At 66.0% G+C, this 21,407-nt stretch carries 8 protein-coding genes; all 8 read right to left on the minus strand.

The features are described 5' to 3' along the window. Positions 1-3: 3 nt before the first annotated feature. The 8 genes from K426_RS22240 to K426_RS22275 all read right to left on the minus strand — a co-directional run bounded on the left by K426_RS22240 (position 4) and on the right by K426_RS22275 (position 21,405). Positions 4-3,984 carry a multiheme c-type cytochrome gene (locus K426_RS22240; protein WP_066562485.1) on the minus strand — a complete coding sequence of 1,327 codons (3,981 nt, stop codon included), beginning with the start codon at positions 3,982-3,984 and terminating at the stop codon, positions 4-6. 107 nt (positions 3,985-4,091) lie between these two features. Then, positions 4,092-5,915: a hypothetical protein gene (locus K426_RS22245; RefSeq protein ID WP_066562486.1), complete on the minus strand. Its 1,824-nt coding sequence runs from the start codon at positions 5,913-5,915 to the stop codon at positions 4,092-4,094. A 3-nt stretch (positions 5,916-5,918) separates the two neighbouring features. Further along, on the minus strand, positions 5,919-7,889 hold the full coding sequence (locus K426_RS22250) for a heme-binding protein (RefSeq protein WP_066562487.1): 1,971 nt from the start codon (positions 7,887-7,889) through the stop codon (positions 5,919-5,921). Further along, positions 7,886-9,277 carry a multiheme c-type cytochrome gene (locus tag K426_RS22255; protein WP_066562488.1) on the minus strand — a complete coding sequence of 464 codons (1,392 nt, stop codon included), beginning with the start codon at positions 9,275-9,277 and terminating at the stop codon, positions 7,886-7,888. Before K426_RS22255 ends, K426_RS22250 begins: the two co-directional genes overlap by 4 nt. Before the next feature lie 111 nt (positions 9,278-9,388). After that, positions 9,389-16,690, minus strand: coding sequence for a histidine kinase (locus tag K426_RS22260; RefSeq protein ID WP_066562489.1), 7,302 nt, complete (start codon positions 16,688-16,690; stop codon positions 9,389-9,391). Beyond that, the gene (locus K426_RS22265; RefSeq protein ID WP_066562491.1) at positions 16,690-18,495 is read right to left on the minus strand and encodes a ShlB/FhaC/HecB family hemolysin secretion/activation protein; all 1,806 of its coding nucleotides are present in this window, start codon (positions 18,493-18,495) and stop codon (positions 16,690-16,692) included. Before K426_RS22265 ends, K426_RS22260 begins: the two co-directional genes overlap by 1 nt. Positions 18,496-18,629: 134 nt before the next feature. Then, positions 18,630-19,379 (minus strand): hypothetical protein, encoded by a 750-nt coding sequence (locus K426_RS22270; protein WP_066562493.1) that lies wholly within the window; start codon positions 19,377-19,379, stop codon positions 18,630-18,632. Then, the gene (locus K426_RS22275; protein WP_066562494.1) at positions 19,366-21,405 is read right to left on the minus strand and encodes an adenylate/guanylate cyclase domain-containing protein; all 2,040 of its coding nucleotides are present in this window, start codon (positions 21,403-21,405) and stop codon (positions 19,366-19,368) included. Before K426_RS22275 ends, K426_RS22270 begins: the two co-directional genes overlap by 14 nt. Between the last annotated feature and the right edge of the window lie 2 nt (positions 21,406-21,407).

Consider the following 21,407-nt stretch of genomic DNA (forward strand, 5'->3'; position numbering starts at 1 on the left):
ATCTTACCGCATCGGCGTCTTCAGGGGCGGGCGCCATCCCTTCATATCCACTTCGTCACTGACCTTGTAGGGAATCCCCTTGGACGTCAGGAACAGCCGTTCCATCTCCGGCCGGGTGAAGGGCCGTGAGCCGAGCCGTCCGAACACCGCCATCTGTCCACCCGTTTCATCCACCGCCCGATCCCGATCCAGCCCTTTCGACAAGGCCAGCGCCGGTGAAGGCGTCCGCGCCCAGGCGATCAGTTCCGGCTTGGGCGCGGGCGAGAAGCCGTAGAAATTGGGCTGGCTCGCCGGGCTGGTGAGCTGGATCACCTTCATCCCGTTGCGCCCGTCCGCGACATAGGCGAACAGCGACGCATTGGTCGTGCCGACGATCACATCCTCCACATCGGTCATCTGCCCACCGAACGTCTCCTTGGCATAGACGGACGGTCGTAGCGGGTTGGTGATATTGATGATCGCCAGCCCCTCCGCCTTCGCCGCGACATAGGCATAGGTGCGGGCCAGATAGATGCGCCGCGCATCGGCGAGCTTCACGGTCGCGGAAGGCACTGCCACCGGATCGGTGAGGCGCGTCACGTCGAACAGCTTCAACCCTTCGGCGTCCGTGACCCACAGGTAGCGGAACTGGATCGCGCTTGCCCGTGCATCCTTCAACGGACGCACGGCGGCAAGACGCGGATGCAACGGATCGCCAAGGTCCACGACCACCAGCCCGGCATCGGCGGTGATATAGGCGATCTGCCCCGCCAACTGGATATGCCGCGCGCCGTTCAGCACGCCATTGGGGTTCCAGGTGACGGCCCGCTTCAGGAAATTGTTGCGGAACTCGCCATCGGCCATGGTCTCGATATTGACCATGATGAGACCCTCGACACTGTCCGTCACCGCCGCATAGCTGTAGATCGGCAGGAACGGCTGCTCCTGGTTGATCTCGCGTAGTTCCTTGGTGTTGCGGAGCGGATTGATCGGCTGGTTCGTGGCCAGCGCCATGCAGGTCGCGTTTTTCGAAGGGACGCCCGCATTATGGCCGAGCTTCGAGAACGGCCCGCTCACTATCGGCTCTGAAAAACCCTTGTTTGCGATGGACGCCACGTCATAGACGCGGAAACCGCCCTTCCCCTCCGCCACATACATATATTCGCCGCGCAGTTGCAGGCAGCCGACGCGATCCGCCGTGCCCTTCACGACATTGCGGAATTCTTCCACGGCATGCGTTTCACCCGAAGCCTTTTTGTCGAAGAACTTTCCGCGCACCCAATTCTTGAGTTCGCGCTTGTTTTGATCGACATGCAGCTTCCAATAGTCGGGATAGGCATATTTCTGGAGATAACTGCCGATCACCGCCTGCGGCTCATCCCATTCGGTGACGCGGATCGCCTCGAACCCGCCTTCCAGGCCGGTCCAGGCATTCAGCCCCACGAAGTTCACGAAATTGGTGCCGAGCAGCAGCAACTGCGACATGATCGCGTTATTGTCATCCTTTGCCGACAAATGGCAGTCGGAACAGGTCTTCGTCTCGGTCCGGCGCACCGTATGCGGGAAATGGGGTGCGAACGCCTGAGACGAAAAGCCGATGCCGGACACCGGCGGCTGCTGGATATAGATGCGCTCCCGGTTGATATTGGTGGAGGACAAGATCAGCGCCGATGTCGACCGGACCGGGGCGGTTTCATTGCCCTTGGTGGTCATATGCTTGCCGAGTTGGAACATCTCGTCGCGCGCGACCTGCGGGTTATAGGTCGCGAAGTTGCGCGTCTCCTCCCCGTCATAATGGTGGAGCGTCGTCTTCCAGTTCGCCTCGATCGGCAAGTGACAGCCGCCGCAACTGGTCGTCCAGCTCAAATGGCAGGTGAAGCAGGCCATATTGTCGTCGCCATGGGCGCGATCTTCCTTCGCGACGCCGGGACCGAAGGTAAAGCTGCCATCCTCCGCGCCCGACCGGCTCATCAGCTTGGCCCGCGCCGCCTTGGCGTTGAAGTGCGGATTGGCCGGATCGACCGAATCCTTCACCAGGCTGACTTCCCATTCCAGCTTCGGGTCGACAATCGACCGCTGGATCAGCCGCTGCCGGCCGCTGGCGTCGAAATACCATTCGAAACGCCGCTTGCCATCCGGATTGCGGAGCAGCGCCAGGTTCGTGCCCTTGGGCGGCGCCGCCGGACCGGATGTCAGCAGGGTCGGATAGGCATCCGCCGTCCCATGGCAGTCCTTGCAGCCGATCTCGATCGCATTCGCCACCTCGCCATAGATGAAGCCATTGCCGTGGCTATCCTGCGCGAAATGGCAGTCTGCGCATTGCAGACCCTTTTCGGCGTGGATGTCCATCAGGTGCACGGCCTTGCCGGGGTTGGCGCCGGGCTGGACGAACTTGCCCTCCCCCTTTTTGCGCCACTTTTCCGGATCATCGGGCGAGACGACCTTGCCGTCGGCGTCGAGCAGATTGCCCTCGCGATCCCGCTTGAAGACGCCGCGGAAGTTCCAGCCATGGCCGTGATAGTCAGCGAACTGCGTATCCTTGGCCTTGTCGTTCAGATCATAGACATTGCGCAGGAAATCCAGGTCCGACCATTTGCCGCGCGGTCCCGCCCCTTCGGGATTGCGTTCCAAAGTCTGGTGAACTTCAGCGGCGGTGGGATATTTCTGCTTTTCCGGCCACATCAGCGGCGCGTCGGACTCATAGTCCCACATGGTATAGCCCAGATAGCTGTTCAGGAAGATATTGGGCTGATGCATGTGGCAGTTCATGCACTGCGCGGTCGGGATCGCGCGGGTGAATGCGTGGCGGATCGGATGACCGCTTTCCTTGACGGCGCCGACAGAGTGATCGGGCTCGATCGTTTCGCCATGGGAGCCTTTCAACCCGCCATGGCTGACTTTGTTCGCGATGGTGGGATCGACCGTGGCGGTCTGCCCGTCGCGGCCATATTGGGCATAGATCAGGCTGTGGCGCGGCTCGCGGTCATTGGCATAGACGACATGACAGCCCGAGCAGCCCGAATGGCGATAGTCGCCCGGCTGATCGTTGGTGCCCATGAACCACATATAGGGATCGTTGAGGCGGGTCTTGTGCAGGTTCAGCACCGGGATCGCGACGCGCAGGCCCGTGCCGGGGCCACGGCTCGATTGCTTGAGGTCGGGGCGGCCCGGCTCCTCCAGCCGCTGGATGGAGCCGGTTGGATTGGGCAGGCCGATTTCCGGGAACTGCGTGCCGATATTGCGCCCGCCGCGTTCGAACACGCGGAAGACGTCGCCTGGAGGCACCACCTGCCATTGCGGCAGTGGATAAAGCTCGGCCAACGCGCCGCGTGTCTTCTGCTCGGCGGTCAGCGTGCCGGGCGGGCTGCCGGGCGAGACGATCTTCGCGGGTTTGCCGTCCTTGGTATAGGCTTCCCCGAAAATGTAGTTCTTGTAGGGAACGATGCCGTTATTATAGGCCGCACCGCCCCACAGCATCGCGCCCGATGCCATCAGCGAGCGCTCCGCCGCTTCGATCACCTGCATATGGCAGGAACCGCAGGCGTCCCGCGCTACGCGATAGTCGCTGGGATTGACGAAGCGGACGAACTCGGGCGCCTCCCGGTTGAGCAGCGTATAGGTCCGCTGCGGATTGGCGGAGGAGGGATAGTGCCAGCTTTTGGGATAGCGGGGCAGCACATGCGCCTTCTCCCGCGCCGCGACATAGGCGGGGTCGTCGAAACCCAGGGCCGGATCGCCGCGCACCGCCGCATTGCCGCCATGGCAGTCGGTGCAGCCCAGCATTACCGCCGGCGTCGCATGCATGGATGGCTCGTCGGTCTTGGTATGGCAGCTATAGCAGCCGTCGGATTTGGCCGCGACCTGATCGGCGGTCTGGCTCATCGGCGCGGGCGGCGCGGGGGTGTAATGGCGCTCGACGGGCTTTTCCGCGTCGGAGGCGTGGAGGATGGCGACGGGCAACAGCAACGCCGCTAGCACCAAAATGCCGACGCCCAAGATCGTCATTCCCGCGAAGGCGGGAATCCATCTCCCAGCCTTTCGCCTAGACGCACCGTCGGAGATGGATTCCCGCCTTCGCGGGAATGACGAAAGAGTGTTGAAGAGCGCGCGCATCAATAGCTCAAAATCAAATTGGCAAGCACCGAATAATAATTCCGGTTGCGCTCGCTATTGGTGAAGAGGTCACGAAATCCTGCCCCCGGCAGCAAAGTCGCGCCCGACAGGCGAAAGACGATATTCTGCGTCGCATGCGGTCGCCAGATCGCCGCCGTCGACAAATCCCAGCCGATCGACTTGGCTATACTGCCTTCGTTGCGCAGTGCCTGGAGCGTGGCCGTATTCTGGAACCAGAGATGATTGGCATTGGCCGACAGGCGCAGTTGCGGCATCAGGTCGAAATCCGCCCCCGCCCCCAACAGCATCGTGCCGGGATTGTTGAAGTTCGACTGCCCCTGCTCCTTGGACGAACGCAGCGAGTTCAAAATGCCGTTACGGCCGTTGATGCCGATCACCCGCCCGCCCCCGGCAAAGGGAATGGACTGCCTGATCCAATAGCTCGTATCGGCGCCCGCAAAGACCGGATTCTCGAAAATCGCATCGAACCCGTTCTCGCGATTGTCATGAGGGTTGCCATCGCCGCTGGCATAAAGGCCCGACAGGCGAAGCCGCATCCAGTCCTTGTCGTAGCTCGCCTCCGCCGCCGCGAAAAAAGCCCGGATTTGCGCGGGTTTCGACGTAAAAAAGCTGTTCCGGTCCTCCCCCAGCGCGCCATAGAGCGAAGCCGTCAGGTTCAGCCGCCCGACCCGCCCATCGGCATTATAGCCAAGATAGACGACATCATATTCCCGCCCCCGCAAGTCGCCAAGCAGGGCAGGGCGCACCGGAAAGCCGTTATCGTCTATCTCCACGTTCCGCTTTTCGCGGTTCATATTATAGACGGCCGTGATCTGGCTGGTGAGGCCGGGAACCAGAAAATCCTGCCGATAAAGATTGGCGATAAATACCCAATCGTTGCGCGGCGACTGCACGACCGAATTCAACCCGCTATTGGTATCCTTCTCCAATCGCCAAAAGGCCGCCAGATTGAACTGGAAGCGGTTATTGTCGCGATTGCCGAACAGTCGGATGCCAAGCTGCTGGTCGTTGAACAGGAAACCACGAAAATCCGACTGAAACGGCTGGATACCCACCCGCACCGACCGGAAATCATAGCGGTCCGACGTGTTGGCGAGGTGATAGTCGACAAAGGCTTCCTGCACGCCCAGAAAATGGTCGGTGCGGTGCGAGGGCTTGGACGGCTCGACGAACAGCACGCGCCGTTCGGGCACATTCACATGATTGACGTTGAGCGCCAGCGTCAGCCGATATTCGATCTCCGGCGGCTTGAACGCGGTCGCTCCTTTGATCAGCGCCACGCCGCCGATGAAAGTCTGGCTCAGCACGACGCTCGCATCCTTGCCGAAGACGTCGAGGCTGCCGGGCCGCTCGGTCGTCTGCACGCCGACCGGGATCGGGAAGGTGCGCGGCTCCAGCACCGTGTCGCTCACCGCATTGGCGACGAAGAACCAATCCTCGCCCTTGATCGGCAGCCATTTGACCTTCTCGCGGTCGATGGGCCGGTCGCCCTTCAGCGTGTTCTGGCCATAGGGATCGAACCAGCGCTCCTTCACCACGCCTAGGCTCTCGATCAAGCGCCAGCGATCCGGGATCGGCACCTGGTCGGTCGGAAATGCTTCGGGCGGGGGCGCGCGGACGGCGCCCTTATTGTCCTGGGTCACGGCGTCCGGCAGCGGCGCTTCATAGCCGGGACGGCGGCGGCCCTCTATGGATTGCTGGTCGGCGTCCAATATCTGCTGCCAGTTTTCCGGCGGAGGCGGCGGAACCGGCTCGCCCGGTTGGACCAGTGCGAACAGCGGCAGGAGTGAAACCAGACCCATCGCCTACAGCCCCGCGCAGACATTTTGCGACGAACTGTCGAGGAAAGGCGCAAAGGGGCAGCTCACATAGCGCAGCCGCACCGTCGCATTGCCCAGGTCGACGACGATCTGGTCGGACCGGATCGCGGCCGGCGCATTGCCGATCCCACCCACGCGCGCCCCGGCATTGTTGAGCCCGAGGAAGCTGATCATGTCGTCCTGATCGATGCCGTCACCCGACACGCCGATCGCGCCAACCAACATATTGCTGCGATAGATGGGCACGGAACCAGGGAAGATCTGAATGCCGTTCTGCACCCGGTTCTGATTGGAGACAGTCGGCACCGCCGAGCAACGCTGCGGCGTATCCGCCGCGCTGGCGCCGGTCACATAGGCGAGATGCGCGGCGAGATCGCCCACCACCAGCGCCGATTGCAATCCGGTGGAGAAGGGATTGAACTGCGCGATGGGTCGCGAGAAGGGGCCATTGGGTCGCCCCACCTCTCCATCCGGGAAATAGGGCCGCGACAGATTGCCATTTGCCCGGTCGCTGAACGCATGACGCCCGGTCAGAGCCGAAGGATCGTTGAGGAAAGTCCTGGCCTTGCCTACGAAAGCCGCAACATCGGCGCTGCTGCTCGCCAGCAGATCGGATGCAGTATGGGAGCCGGAGAAGAAGGCCGCCGTCCGCGCCTTCTGCAAGCTCACATCCGTGCCGAAGATCGGCGCGTCCGGCGAGCGGACGATGCCCAATGTCTGACCCCGCGTGTCGACCAGGCTGATCGTCACCTGCGCCCGGCTGTCTAACGGCTGTCGAATCTGCGCCCGCGCCCGGCTCATGATGGTGAAGGCTTCTTCGAGGATCGCGGTCGCTTCCGCCGCCGTCAGCGGCTGCGCCACATCGCCCGCATCGGTCGCGGCGCGGATCGGAAAACGGTCATTGCCCGATCCGTCAGTCAGGACGAAGGCGTCGGATTTGGAAAATTCGGCGGTTCGCGCCCGCCGTACGCCCGATGCTTCGGTGCCATAAGCGACCCCCGCCAGGATCATCGGCGCCGGATCGCCATAATAGCCGCGCACCGCGACCAGCGCCCCCCCGCTGCCGTTGATGGCGGCAAAGCTCACCGGACCCGTCGCGATCAGACCAGAATAGACCGCATCGGAATAGCGCAGCGACGTGCCGTCCACGGTGATGCGATTGGCGCGAATGCCCTCGGGCGCCTCAAAACCAAGCGTCCCGGCGAGCGCAATATATTCCTCGGGATCATTGTCATCGTCGAGGACGTTGGTGTCGGAACCATAGACTCCATCCGCCATCACGCCGATGCCGCCCACCACCACGCCGTTCTTGTAAAGCGGAAAACCGCCCGGATCAGCCGCCAGCCCCAGGGGCGAACGCTTCGGCCCGATCATTGCCGTCGCGCCCGATGAAACGAAGCGCGCCGCCAGGTCGGAACAGGGTAACTGGCTGAACTGCACGCCGAACAACGGCCCGCTCTCCAGCCCCGCCGTGGTCGGCGCAGGCGGGAAATGTTGCTGCACGATCATACTCGCCGTGCGCGTCGAAAAGGCGTTGCCGCCGCTCGACAGATAGGCGCCGGTAATCGCCTTGGCGATGGCGCCGGCCTCGGCCGGGACGGTCAGGTTCTGGGCGTCGATATTGTCGCCATTGGGCGCGGCGCTGGTGATCGCGTTCGCCCGCGCGCCAGTCATGCGGAATATGGCCAGCACATTGCCCACCCGGTCCGTGACCGCGATGACGGCGGGTAGATTCCGCGCGCGGGCCTCCGCCACGGCGTGGGCGACGACCGTTTCGACATCTGCGACCGTCAGCGATTCCTGCGCAGGCGCCGTATAAAGGCTGGTCGGGGTGGGTGTCGGCGTCGGGCTGGGCGTCGGCGTGCCGCCGCTGCTCCCTCCCCCGCCGCCGCAGGAGGACAGGATCAGCGCTGCACTGACCGTCAGCGCGCTCAGCCGGTGGTGTCTTCCTCTCACTGGAGCGCTCCGATGCTGCGCGCCGCGCTGCCCAAGGCGGAACGGAAATCGCCGGGCCGATAGCCGTTCGGCTCCTTGACCGCCGCATAAGCGCGATTGATGTCCGCCCGGATGCCCGCCGCCGCCCCTATGGTCACGCGCCCGGATTTCACGAGACTGTTGAGTAGCGTGTCGACCGCCATCACCGCCTGCACCGATCCTTCATAGTCCGTGAAGCGGGGCGATATCGCGCTCCCCGCTATCTCGCGCACGATGGCAAAGGCCATGCCGCCCTGCATCCCGCCCGCCGCAAAACCGTCGGCCAATGCGCGAGCGCTTTGCGCAAGCTTGCCCGCCGCCGCGATCGCCGCAGGCCGATCCCTTGCGATCGCCGCATGGAACGCCCGGCTGTCGGCATCGAAGCGCCCCGCCAGCCCCGGCGCGGCCACCCGCGCCGCCGCCGACAGCAGGATCATATTCTCGTCATTGAAGGGCGGCATGCCCGCCGGGATCGGCCGCCCCGGATTGGCTTCCCAAGTCTTGCTGCGTTCCGCCTGGTCATAGATGCGGCGGTGGCAGCTCTGGCAGTCGAAGAAATAAAATTCGGGGAAAGCCCCCTCCGTCCCCTTGCTCCCGGCATAAAGGGTCAGCGCCCGCTCCACCGCCATGGCCTGCCCCACGGCCCAGAGCTTCAGACTATCCGTCCGCCCCTTGCGCTGCGCATAGTCGGCATCCTCGTCATGATGCGCCTGCATCGAGGAGAAGAGGTCCAATTCGAAGGAAATGCGCGGATGCCCCGCCGCCATGATCCGGTGGGTGACGAACTGCCCGTCCCGCGCGCTGCCGAAATGGCAGTCGAGGCAGACCGATGCGCGCGCCTGCGGCCGGTCGAGCGGCGTCATGCCCGCCGCGACATTGGCGGCATGGCTCGCCCCGACGGCATAATGCGAGGCGATCCAGCCGCTCGCCGCGCCATGGCAGGCTTCGCAACCGACGCCATCCTGCGTCAGAAAACGTGCCCCGCGAGCCCCCGCCGGAGTGGAATGGCAACCCAGGCAGGCAGGCGCCGAAGCCGCATCGCCCAGCCCCAAAGTCGCTGCAATCTGCTGCCCGCGGGCGCCGTTCAGCACCGCGAAGGCCCGGCTATGCGCGCCGCCCGGCGTCGAAGGCTCCTGCCAGCGCATCAGCTCGTCCTGACGCACGACCTTGCCGTCGCCCTCCATCCGTCCATGGCAGGTCGATCCGGCGCAAGAGGCGACGCCGACATAGGTTCTGGCCGCCGGAGCCGCATCCGCCGCTCCCGATCCGCCGCCGGGCAAGCCGCACAGCAACAGCACCCCTAGCAGCATGACACCCAATGCCATGCCGCCCAAGGATCTGCCGATCGCCCTGCCCTTACCGCCCCCCATTCGTCACGCCCCCGTGCCGGTTGATTCGGACGCTTTCCCCTGCGTCCACCGCGCGTTTCTCTCTACGGGTTCAACCCGTTGTTTCAATCCCGTTTTGCCTGAGATCATTCATCAAGGCCTGTCGCAGCCCGGTTCATCAGGGCCGCCGCAGGACCGTTCCCATAAATCCTCATTGCCCGCGCCCGTCACCGGCTCGTCGATCAGCGGCGGATAGCCCTGCGCCACGATGTCTCGCAACTCGATCAGGGACAGGGTGAAGATGCGCCGGACCTGCACCGAAGGGTCAAGCACGCCGTTCCACGTATCCCGGCTGTCCAGACCGGAACTGAGGCAGGCGGCGGGATTGCCGATCAAACAGCCGTTGACCTTCGATCCCAAGGCATAGGAGCCGTTGACCGCGACCAGCGGTATGGTTTCCAATCCCCGCGCAAAGCTCCCGGTCGACAGAGCCAGTTGCCCATTGATGGCGATCTGCAGCGCCGTGCCCTGCGAGCCGATCACCAGATCAGCGGCCGTAAAGCCGCGCCGTTCCAGGATCGTGCTGGAAATACCGCTATTCTGGATGAAGAAGGCCTGGGCTGCATTCGCCCGGATCGACCCAGCGCGCAATATGCCCGCATCGTTCACCAGCCCGTCATTCTGCGCCAGGCGCAATTCACGTGCGTTGAGTGAACCGGCCGCCGCGACATCCGCGATGGCCGACAGGGTCGCTGCGATGATGCTGGGGCTGTCGAGCGTCAGAACGCCGCCCAGGCCGCCATTGCCGTCGCTGATGTCGATCAGACCGGAGCCTGCGATGATTTCCAGCGCCCGGCCCGCCGACAGGGTCAGTCCACCCTGTCCGGAACGACCGGTCAGCCTTACAGCGCCCTGAACGCGTAGATGCCCGGCGGTGCCGATCGCCAGCACGCCGCCGCTCGCCAGATTGGTTGTGCCGAGCGTCAGATCCTGCACGATGATGTCCGGTATCCCCGCTATACCGCGCGCCGGGGCGTTGACAGCGATACCCGCCGCCGCAATCCGCATCAGTTCCGCTGCCGACAAGCTGTAAGTTCCGGCCACGTCATTGCCGCCGATATAAGCGGGCTGTTGCAGGTTCGCCGCATTGAAGGTGATGCTGCTTGTCCCGGTCAGGCTGCCGATCTGCGCTGCGCTGCCGATGACGATATCTCCGGACCCGATGGTGATCGTCCGTGCGTTGGCCGAACCCGACAGACCGAGCAGGCCACCGGCATTCAAAAGGATATCGCCCGTTCGCGAAGTCACGGTGCCGAAGTTGGCGCCTCCCGCCGCAGTGGCGGTCAGCGATCCCACCGCATCGAGCGTTGTTGCGGTGATCGCGCCGCCGCTCAGCGTCAGCCTGCCCGCAGCATTGGCGTTGAAGACGGAGAGCGCACCTCCCGCATTCAATATGATGCCGCCCGTCTGTGATGTCACGCTATTGAAGCTTGCATCCCCGGTCGCAGTGGCGGTCAGCAATCCTCCAGCATTGAGCGTCGTCGCTGCAATCGTTCCTCCGTTCAGCGTCATGTCGCCCGCGGCGCTCGCATCGACGATGGCAAGAGCCCCGCCCGCATTCAACGTCAGCGGTCCCGCCGAAGCATTGGCCTGCGCGATGGTCATGCCGCCAGTAGCGCCGAGGCTGACAAGGCCGCCATTGGCCGTGATCGCGCCCGCCGATGCGATGTCGCTCACCACCAGACTGCCCGCACCCGCATTCAACAGGCTCTGGCCACCGGCTGTCAGGCTTTGGGCATTGATCCCCAGCCCCGACAGAGTCAGGTTGCCACCCGCCACGGCATTGCCGATCGTCAGTGCCCCGCCATTGGCGGTCATGACGACCGCCCCGGTCGCCCGCGCATCGATCACCGCCAGATCGGTGGCGGATTGCAGCACTATGCCGCCATTGCGCGCCGTCAGTCCGTTGCTGGCGATGGCTCCGGCGTCGATGTCGATCGCACCCGCCGCCACCGCGCCGGTAAGCTGCGCAAGACCCGCTGGTCCGGGCGCGCGCACCTGCAACAGCCCGGCAATATCGGCATTGCCCAGCGACAGGCTGGAATGGGCGATCAGGTCGCCGCTCATCAGCGCGGTGCCGATCCGGATCGTGCCGCTGGATGCTGTCAGTTGCTGGGTGTCGGCAGCCAGGGTGCCGATGTCGATCGTAGCGGCGGAGAGGGTGCCGCTGCCCGCGCCGATGTCCAGCAAGCCCGAGACGGCGAAGTCGCCCCCGATCGCAATTCCACCCGTCCCCAGGAGATTGCCGCTGGCATCGACCATGTCGAGCAAGGTGCCCGACGCCAGATCCCCGAGCAGGATATCGCCCGCTCCACCCAGGCCGATCGCCGCCGTTCCGGTCGCCCGCACGGCAGCGCCCGTTCCATTGAGGCTGCCCTGCGCGAAGAGGCGCACGTCGCCGCCCGCATTCAGCGCGCTGCCGCTGGCGAGGTTGATATTGCCGCCCGCGCTCAGGATCGTGAGGGCGCCCACCGCCCGCAGCGCACCTGCGGAGAGCAGGCTGACATCCCCTGGCGTCGTGAACATGATGCTGTCGGCGGACAGGCTGTCGGTGCCCGCAGGCCGCCCGCTATGGCTGAGGTCGATGCGCGTGCCCGACAGGCCCGTCAGCGCGCCGGTCACCGATATGCCGCCCGCCCCGGCAAAGGCGAAGGAGAGCGGCCCGTCGCTGGTGAAGTCGGCGCCTCCGCCAATTTGCACGCCATTGCTCACCGCGACGGAAATCCCGGAGAAGCCGCCAACCGGCGTACCCAGACTGGCCAGCGCGATCGATCCGCTGACGCGCAGGCCGCCGCCAACCGCCGTGCTGCTGTCGGTAAAGAGGACGCGCCCGCTGGTGTCGCCGCTCGCGCTCATGAAGAGCGAGTCGATCAGCCGCTGTGCACCCGGCAACAGCGCCCCGCTGTCGCCATTGCCGAAGCTGGCGGTGTCGCCGCTGCCCAGGCCAATCGCTCCCCCGGCCGAAGCGCCACCCGGCCCGGTTCCGCCTATCCCGACAAGGCCGCCCAGCCCATCCGCCAGCAGCGTGATGCCGCCGAGCACATAGTCTCCATTGATCGCATCGAACGCCGCGACCCCGCCCGCGCCGTCGCCGCCGCGACCGCCAAGCCCGCCGCTCAGCCCTGCATTGCTGCCCGTGCTGCCATCGGCGCCAAGCCCGCCCTGGCCAACCGCCGTGATGCTGTAACCGGGCGCTTTGGGCAGGCCGCTGTTGAAGGCCATATGCGCGTCGTTGATCCGCAGGGTGGCGGAGCCCGCGACGGCATTGCCGCCCGCACCGCCATTGCCACCGATCGGCCCAGCCGTACCAATAGCTCCGTCACCGCCCGTTGCATTGCCGCTGACCCGCAAGGCAGCGCCCGTTATCGCGCTCGCGCCTGCGCTGAGGTCGAACAGCGCCGTGCCGCCGGTCGCATGGCCGCCGTCCGCACCGGCAAGCCCCGCACCGCTACGCAGGCCGCTCTGGCCGCCCGCGCCGCCAAGCGCTTCGGCGAGCACGCCGATATCGCCCGCATCGAGCACGGTCGACGATCCCGCCAGGCCGAATGTCGCGATGCCGCCCAAGGCATCGCCGCCCCGTCCGCCGCTATTGTCATAGCCCGTTCCGCCCAGGCCGCCCAAACCGGAGGCCGTCACGCGCAAGGCGCCGCTTACCGTCGTCGCCCCGAACGCCAGGTTGAGCGTCGCCGTGCCCCCCGTTCCCGTACCGCCCGCGCTGCCGGTGCCGCCCCCGCCACCCATGCTGCCGATGCCATCGGCGCTGACGGTCAGGCTCGCGAAAACCGGGTCGACATCGACCAGCATGGAGGCGCTGCCGCCGAAACCCTGGCCCCCTGTCCCGCCAACGCCCGTGCCATAGAAGAAGGTCGGATTGCCGTTGGTGTCGAAGCTGCTGAAGCCGCTATGGCCCGCCTGACCACCCTGTCCATCGGCCTTGACCAGGATCGCGTCGATCGCATGGCCTTCGTACAGATAGGAGAAGCGCGCCGAACCGCCCGTGCCGTCGCCGGCATTGCCGCCCGCGCCGTCACTGCCATTATTGCCGCCTGCCCCGCCAATGCCTTCCGCCGAAATCAGCAGCGAAGGCGCGCTCAACCGGCCCCCGGCCAGTGTCACATCCACTATGCCGCCTGTGCCGCCGCCACCTGAACCGGCGCGATAATTGCCGGGGCCGTCGGAACCTGTTTCCGCCCCATTGCCGCCTTTGCCCAGTGCCCGGACGATGGCGTCTCCATCGATGCTGATCTGCCCGCTGCCCCCGGCGGTCATCAGCAATGCCGCATTGCCGCCCGTGCCCGTCCCGCCATCGGCGCCGTCCGCCTGAAAGACCGGATAACCCGCACCACCCGCGCCGCTCGCATCGATGGTAAGCGTCGCCAGTTGCAGCGTCCCACCACGCGATTCCAGCAACGCGCTGCCGCCCAACCCGGCACCGGCAAGCGCCGCAACCGATTGGGGACCGTTCGCTCCGTCCGCTTCGCCGCCTGTCCCCTGCGTGTCCAGCGTCAACGTGCCGACGGTCGCCATCCCGCCCGAAATCAGGAAACCGGCAGACCCGCCCTGCCCGCTGCCCGCCTGGAACGGCGTCGTCCCGCCACCTTCGCAGGTCAGGCAGTTTTCACCAGCCGCTCCACCAAAGCCGGTCGCGCGCGCATCCACCAGCCCGGCGGTCAGCGTGCCGCCGAATATATTGATATTGGCCGTGCCGCCCGTGCCGTTGCCGGCATCGCCGCCATTGAAGAACATGCCGTCGATCGAAGGGGCCGAACCTCCCTCCGCCGAAAGGAAAAGATTGCCGAATGCGAGGTCGCCAGTTCCTGCCGCGCCAAGGCGGCTTTCCACCGTCACGGTCCCGCCCAGCCCGTCGCCGCCACGCCCCGCAATCCCGTCGGAAGCCGCGCCGCCGCCCGTGCCGTCGGCATGCAGTGAAAGGTCGGCCACCGCCGAAAAATCAGCGTCGCTTGCATAGAGCAGGACTGAGCCGCCCGTGCCGTTCGAACCGTCAGCGCCCGCAGCACCCCGGCCATCGGCATAGACGCGGCAAAGATAGCTGACGCAATCGGTCAGCGAAAAGCTGCCCCGCTGTCCGCCCGATGCGCTGGCGAACAGCGTCACGCTGCCACCTGATCCACTGCCCGCCACGCCGGGCGCGTCGCCTGCCGAACCGCTGGCGCTGGCATAAAGCCCGGCAGCGCTGAAGCTGCCGCCCGCCGCGCCGATGCTGATGGTCCCGCCAATGACATCCGCCGTTCGGGGCGAGAGGAAGGTCGTCCCCGCAAAAGCCGGATAGCTGTAGGCATCCGCGCTGGCGAACAGATCCTGCGCAATCGAGAAGTTACCCCCGTCATGCGCGGAGACATTGATCCGCCCGCCTCGCAAGACGCCGCCCGTAGCGCCGCCGCCATAGGCCCGCGAATCAGCATAGAGCGAAACCGAACTCAATATGTCGAGCTTGCCCGTTCCGCCGATATCAATGTCGATGCCGGTCGCGCCGGGGATCACCGCGCCATAGCTGCCGCCCTCGGTCGCGTAGCCGGGGGCTGCGCTGACGTCCGCAAAGAGGCTCGCCCATTGATGCGTGCCGCTGGATATGGTCACGCCGATATTGCCGCCGGTCGCGCTGCCTGCGGTGCCGGTGCTCGCCACACCGGCCGTCGCCTGCGCGCTGGCGCTGACCGTCCCCAGATCGAGCCCGCCCATGATCGCGACGCCCGATGTCCCGGTGATCGAGATACTGCCGCCCAGCGCATTGCCGCCATCGACAGGCGGCACCGAAACCTGAAAGGCGCTGCCCGCCGAAGCGTCGAGCGACGTGCTGCCGAAGCGCAGCGTCCCCCCTTCCGTCCCGGACGGTCCAGCGGCGGTCAGCGCCGACAGGGTGATCGCGCCGCCCGTCGCATTGCCCGAACGGTCGCTGCCATAACCGGCATAGCCCGCGGCATTGGCGATCAGGCTCGCCGCCTCGATCGAGCCGCCCGTGGCGATCAAGTTGATCGTGCCGCCGCTGGCGTCCGCGCCGATCAGCGGCGGCGCGCTGACGCCAGCCTCGCCATTGCCGATGGCGCTCAGCGTCAGATTGCCGGTGACGTCGATCAGTCCGTTGGATGCCGCTGCCCCGCTGCCGCCAAAAGCCAGCAAGTCGATACGACCGCCCACAGCGCCCATCCCGGCGGTCAGATTTACATCCTTGTCGGCGGTGATCGCGCCCGACTGGTCGGCCTGGAACGCGATGCTCCGATCTGCGGAGAGCGCGACATTGCCCAGAAAATGCGTGGTGGCGGTGGGCCGGACCACGATGCCGCCGGTCGCCGCGCCGGTCAGGTCGTTCTGCCAGTCGCCCGATCCCACGTTGAAACCGGCGTCCGCGCTTGCCGTGGTGTTGCGCGTCGGGACGAGACTCCCGCCCGCGACATCATAGCCCGCCGAGAGTATGATCGCGCTCCCGTCAGGCGTCGCTGTCCCTGCGGGCGTATATCCGACATTGCCCGAGAGCAGCATGGTCAGCGCGTTGTTCTTCGGCACCGCGATCATGAAGATGCGCTGCGGATCTCCGCTTCCGGTCGATGTCGGTCCGGTCGTCGTGCCGCTATGCACCACGCCATTGGCATCGGTCGTTCCGGCGGTGATCGATATGTCGAACAGCCCGCCGTTGATCGTGATGTCGGCCGCTTCCGCCCCGATATAGGCCGTCGAACCATCGACCGTCGCGGTCCCCGCCTGCACCACGCGCGGCGCCACCAGCGCGACATAGCTGCCCGCCGCCAGCGCATTGATCTGCGCGCCCGCCTGAACCTCGACCGCCGCGCTGCTGCCCGCCACGCCCCGGAAGCGGATTTCGCCCTTGGGTCCGTAGAGGCTGCCGCCATTAGGGCCGCTCAGGTCGATATCATTGCTGGTCAGCACCAGCGACCCGACATTGAAGACGCTGGTCGGCCCGGCGATGATCCCGCCGGGCGCGTAGAACCAGACCTTCCCGCCGGTGCTGCCGAACAGGTCGGACTGGACCGTGCCGTTGAGAGCAACGATGCGCGACACCGGCAGGCCGCTGCCGTCGACCGGCAGGATGCGGTTCAGCACCGTATAATCGGTCAGCGGCGCGCTGACATTGACGGTGAATTGCGCGGTGCGCCCCGTCGGCAAGAAGTCGATGGCTCCCGTTCCGCTGGTGTCGCTCGGCGTCCAGTTGATGACGGTTTCCGGGCCGTCGACCGCGATGGTGTCGGTCGTACCCCGCGTGATCGATGCCGACCCCAACACCACCGAATAATTGCCCTGAAAGCCGGTCTGCGCGGCGGCGGGCATGCTCCAGCCAAGGGCGATCACGCTGGCGCAACCGCCCAGCAGGGCCAGGGCGGAGCGGTTTGGCGTCGAACGGGTGCGGGACTTGTCCATCATTATCGCCTCCACGGCATAAGCTGCGTGGTGATCGAGAAGAGCAGCCGCGTGCCGCCCCGTTCGGTCTGGAAACCGGCCTTGCGCAGCGGCGTCGCCAGCGTCAGGTCAAGCCGGGCATGATTGTCCCAGGCCGCGCGCACGCCGCCGCCCGCCGAATAAAGCTTCTGCGGATCGAGCCCGGCGAAATTGGCGCTTTCGTGCCACATCCATGCCGCGTCGAAGAAGATGAAGGGCTGGAAGGCGAAGCCCCCCGGTCCACGCGGCATGATCCTGCCGTAACGCAGCTCCGCCGTGACGCCGACGCCGCTGTCGCCGGTCAGTACGCCCGGATCATAACCGCGCCCGACCGTGTAATTGCCCGCGCTCATCTGCTCATAGGAGAGCAGCACGTCCGGACTATATTGCGCCCTTGGCGACAGGGCTAAGGTCACGTTTGGCACTGGCCGATATTCCGCTTGCACGCCCGTCCGGACAACAAAGGCTGAGGGATCGCCGTCCAACTGGCTGATCGGCACGGCGGGAAAGGCGCAGTTGGCAAACGCCGCCCCACAAGCCTGACTCGCGCCCAGCCCATTTATGCCCTGGCGCAGCTCCACCATGCCGCCCAGGCGCCATTTGGGCTCTATCCCCGAATAGCCGGTGGTGCTGACGACGCTGTCCGGATCGATCAGTTCCCCCTCCAGCCGCAGGAACAGCACGCGCAGCCGGTCGCGCGACAACGGCACCTTTTGCGTCCCCGTGCCGAAGCGCAGATCCTGGTTGACGACATCCAGCCCGCCGGTGGCCAGCAGCGTATGCACCTGCCGTCGCACCAGCGGATAGGCGAGCGCCGCCGTCGCAATCATCGTTTCGGACGACAGCGGCACGCCATCGATCCCCGGCTTGCTCCACGCATAGGTGAGGTCGCCCGACAACCGCATCCCGTCGCTGCCCAACGCCATGCTGTGCCCGACCTGGAGCACCGTCTGCTCGCTGGGCTGCGCGGTGTTGAAAATGCTGAACACCGTGCTGTCGCCCAGCCCGGTCATGTCGTTGAACCGCACCCGCGCCAGCCCGCCGAAGCGCCCGACCGCATTGCTGCCGAAATTCTGGACATTGACGTCCAGCTCGACCCGCTGGCGCACCACCTGCACTTCGCCCACCACTTCGCCGGGCGCCGTCCCCGCCGGACGCAGCGCCAGCCGGACATCATAGCCCGGCAGGTCGCGGGCCAGCAGCAAATGCCGTTCCGCCTCGCGCACATTGAAGACCGGCTGACCTTTCAGCGCCTCCATATGGGCGGCGATCAGCCTTTCGCTATTGCCTGCGTCGCCGCGCACCTCGATCGCGACCAGCCGCGCCATGAAGATGTCGAAGCGGACCGTCCCGCCCTTCTCGATACGCTGAGGCGGCACCTGCACGGCAGCCAGATAGCCCATCTGCCGCAGCGCCGTCGCCGCCCGGTCGCGCACTTCGCACAGGCTGGCGATTGGCACTTCATGCCCCGCGAACTCGCGCCAGCTATCCTCCAGCACCGCGGGATCGACGATGCGCAGCCCGTCGAACCGGACATCCGCAAAATTGACCGTCACACCGGCATAGCGCGGATCGGCAAGCGGGCACGGCGCGCGTTCGACCCCGCCGACAACCGTCAGGCGGCTGCTTTGCCGGGCAGCATCGCCCGCCACCTGGCCGGGCGACAATTCCTCGCGCGTCGGCGCACGCGGCGTGACCTGCGCCATGGCGGCCACTGGCATCAGCATCGCCAGCGCCAAAGCCGACGATCGTCCGAAACCGGAAGCCCGCACCTGCCCCTTCACCCCCATAGACGTCCCCAATCCGTCAGACGGCCCATTCCAAGGCCACCATTCCCTGTCTTTTCGGACATGCAGGCCTTTTTGGCCCGTCATTCCCTTCGGCGCGACCCGCTGCGGTTAACAGCGCACAGGCGCCGCCACAATCAATTCCGCGCTGGCCCGTCCGTCAGCGCCGCCGTTTCCACCAGCAGATCGAGCTGCGCCGTGCATTGATGCGCCAACAGGCTGGATGCCATGCCGTCCAGCCCCGGCGACACCGTGCCGACCAGCGCAAAGCGGACATCGACGGCATGCGCCCCGTCGCTCAGGCGATAGGCCGCTCCTTCGCGCACCGGCGCGGCGGCGGGCCAGGCGGCCACTGATTCGTTTGGTCCGAAATTCGCTGTAGCCTGGAAGCCCTCGCCACTGATCCGTACCGTCGCAGGCTTGGCTGCATCGGCGCGCCACAGGCGAACCGCAGCCGGATCGGCAACGCAGAGTGTGCCGGACTGCGCGACATCCACCATCCAGAGATTGGGCCGGCGCGGCGGCGCGGCAGGCGCTTCGCCCACATTCCCACGTACCGCCCCGGTCCGGGCACGCCGCACCCGCTTGGTATCCAGCAGGGCGGACAGCATCACGCTATTGGCGGGCACGGCGCTGGCCGAAGCCGCCACGCTGAAGCTTCCCGGCCCACGCAAGGTCCGCGTGCCCTTCGCATCCAGCAGGGTCACCACGTCGCCCGCCTTCAGGACCAGCGCCCCGCCATCGGCCAACTTGCTCCCCGGTTTGTAAGTGGCGGCGGAAGGGCCGGTCGCACGGACCACCATGGTTTCGGCCCAGGCCTGCGCGCCAAAGCCAGCCACCATCCATCCGGCCAGCGCGCACCGCGCGGCAAGCTTAACCCAGACCATAGGTTCCTCCTTCCCCGATATACTCATAACGATATAGTAGATTGGCGATCGCCGCATCATCTGGATGATGGTTAATCATCTCTTTGAGACGTTCCCGTGCCGCACCTTGCGCACCGGCATCCTCGCCGTCGAACGCTGCCAATATCTCGCTTAAAGCCGCCGCGTCCTCCGCCGGGAAATCGGGTGCAGGCTCGAAGAGGTCGACCGGCGTGGATCGCCCTCGCAGCCGCACGCGCCCCATCGGCCGCCACCAGTCCAGCCCGGACAGCAGCATCGCCTCCCGGCTCGCTAGCACGCTCGTCTCCAGCGCCTTGTTCGCCGCCTCCAGCCGCGATGCTGTGTTCATGCTGTCGCCCAGCGCGGTATATTGGATGCGCCCCTCACCGCCGAAATTGCCGACAATGGCCTCGCCATGATGCAGCCCCACGCGGGTTCGCCCGATCGGCGGCACGCCGGGCGGCAGGTCACGGCGAAACGCTTCCCCCGCCTGCCACATCGCAAAGGCCGCCAGCGCCGCATTGCGCCCGTCATCGGGCCGCGCGATCGGCGCGCCCCAAAAGGCCACCACCGCATCCCCCACGAATTTGTCGATGGTCCCGCCATGGGCCAGCACCACATCGCTCAGCATGTCGAGATAGCGGTTCAGCAATTGCGCCACCATTTCCGGGGAGATGGCGTGGCTGAGCTTGGTAAAACCTTCCAGGTCGGTGAACAGGGTGAAGATTTGCCGTTTTTCGCCATGCAGCGCCAACTTCTCCGGCTCCGCCAGGATCTGCGCGGCGATGTCGCGGGGCAGATATTTGCCCAGCGCCGCCTGTGCGAAGCGCCGCTGCTGCGACGTCACCGCTCGCGCCGCGACGCCGATGGCGGTGAAGGCCAACACCCAGCCGAGCACCCATCCCACGGCGGGCAAACCCTTGCTATCCCAGCCCCGCGCCTGCAGCCAGATCGGCAGACCGGCGATCGCCCCCACCTGCACCGCCAGCGCGGGAACCAGCGCGAACCAGCGCAACTCCGCCAGGCTGGTGAGCCCCGCCGCGCCGACCACCAGCAAGGCTGCCAGCCAGCGCCACACTTCGGGCACCGAAGGCAGCCGCGCTCCATCGAGCAGTTGCGCCAGCATCGTCGCATGCACTTCCAGCCCGATCATGGTCGATCGCGCCTGCCGCCCCGACAGTGGGGTTTCGAACTGATCGATATCGACGATATCGCCGCCGATCAGGACATGCCGCCCGCGCACCATCGGCGCCAGAGCGGACGCCATGGCGGGATCGGCCAGCGTATCGATCTGGAGACTGGGGATCACCGGCTCTTCTGACCCATCCGCCTGGCGGAGCGGCAGACGGAAACGGATCGCCCCGCGATAGCCGTTGAAAGACGGAGACGGCTGCATCGCCAGCGTCAGCAGCGGCGGCTGGCCGGGCGTTGGCGCGGGCCAGCTCCGCGCGACATTGTCGGCATCGGTTTCCAGCCGGATGCTTGCCGGACGCACCCTGTCCGTCCGCGCCTCCTTCATGAAACGGTCGAGAAATTGCTGCTGTTCGAAGATGATCTGTTCCTGATTGTCGCCCAGATTGGCGTAACCCAGCCAGACCGGCGTCCGCATCGCATGGAGGGTGGACAGCAGTTCGCCGTCCTCATCCTGGGGCTGATCGAACAATATATCGATGCCGATCGATTTGGCCCCCATGGCGTCGATATTGCGCAGCGCCCGCGCCAGCAGTCCACGGTCCAATGGCGACCGCTTGCGCGTGGCGATCAACGTCTGGTCGTCATAGACCACCATCAGGATGCGCTGGTCCTGTCCCACCCGCGGCGCGAAGGTCGCGGCCCGCCAGTCATAGAGCCCCCGCTCCGCGTCGGCAGTCGGGATTTCACGCGCCGCGCCGCTGCCAAGCGGCCGGTTCCAGTCCCACCCCGCCAGGAACAGCGCCACCAGCAGCAGCACGCCGGTCGCAGCCAGCCGCCAGCGCCCCGTATCCCGCACCAGACGCGCACCGCGGCGCAGCAGGCCCCGCGTCGGCATGG

It is taken from the genome of Sphingobium sp. TKS (assembly GCF_001563265.1).
Lineage (GTDB): Bacteria > Pseudomonadota > Alphaproteobacteria > Sphingomonadales > Sphingomonadaceae > Sphingobium.

What these genes read in the sequence shown, in the direction of transcription:
- K426_RS22265 (WP_066562491.1), bottom strand. Translation starts at nt 18,495, where the DNA reads ATGGGGGTGAAGGGGCAGGTGCGGGCTTCCGGTTTCGGACGATCGTCG.
- K426_RS22255 (WP_066562488.1), bottom strand. Translation starts at nt 9,277, where the DNA reads ATGGGGGGCGGTAAGGGCAGGGCGATCGGCAGATCCTTGGGCGGCATG.
- K426_RS22240 (WP_066562485.1), bottom strand. Translation starts at nt 3,984, where the DNA reads ATGACGATCTTGGGCGTCGGCATTTTGGTGCTAGCGGCGTTGCTGTTG.
- K426_RS22245 (WP_066562486.1), bottom strand. Translation starts at nt 5,915, where the DNA reads ATGGGTCTGGTTTCACTCCTGCCGCTGTTCGCACTGGTCCAACCGGGC.
- K426_RS22275 (WP_066562494.1), bottom strand. Translation starts at nt 21,405, where the DNA reads ATGCCGACGCGGGGCCTGCTGCGCCGCGGTGCGCGTCTGGTGCGGGAT.
- K426_RS22270 (WP_066562493.1), bottom strand. Translation starts at nt 19,379, where the DNA reads ATGGTCTGGGTTAAGCTTGCCGCGCGGTGCGCGCTGGCCGGATGGATG.
- K426_RS22260 (WP_066562489.1), bottom strand. Translation starts at nt 16,690, where the DNA reads ATGATGGACAAGTCCCGCACCCGTTCGACGCCAAACCGCTCCGCCCTG.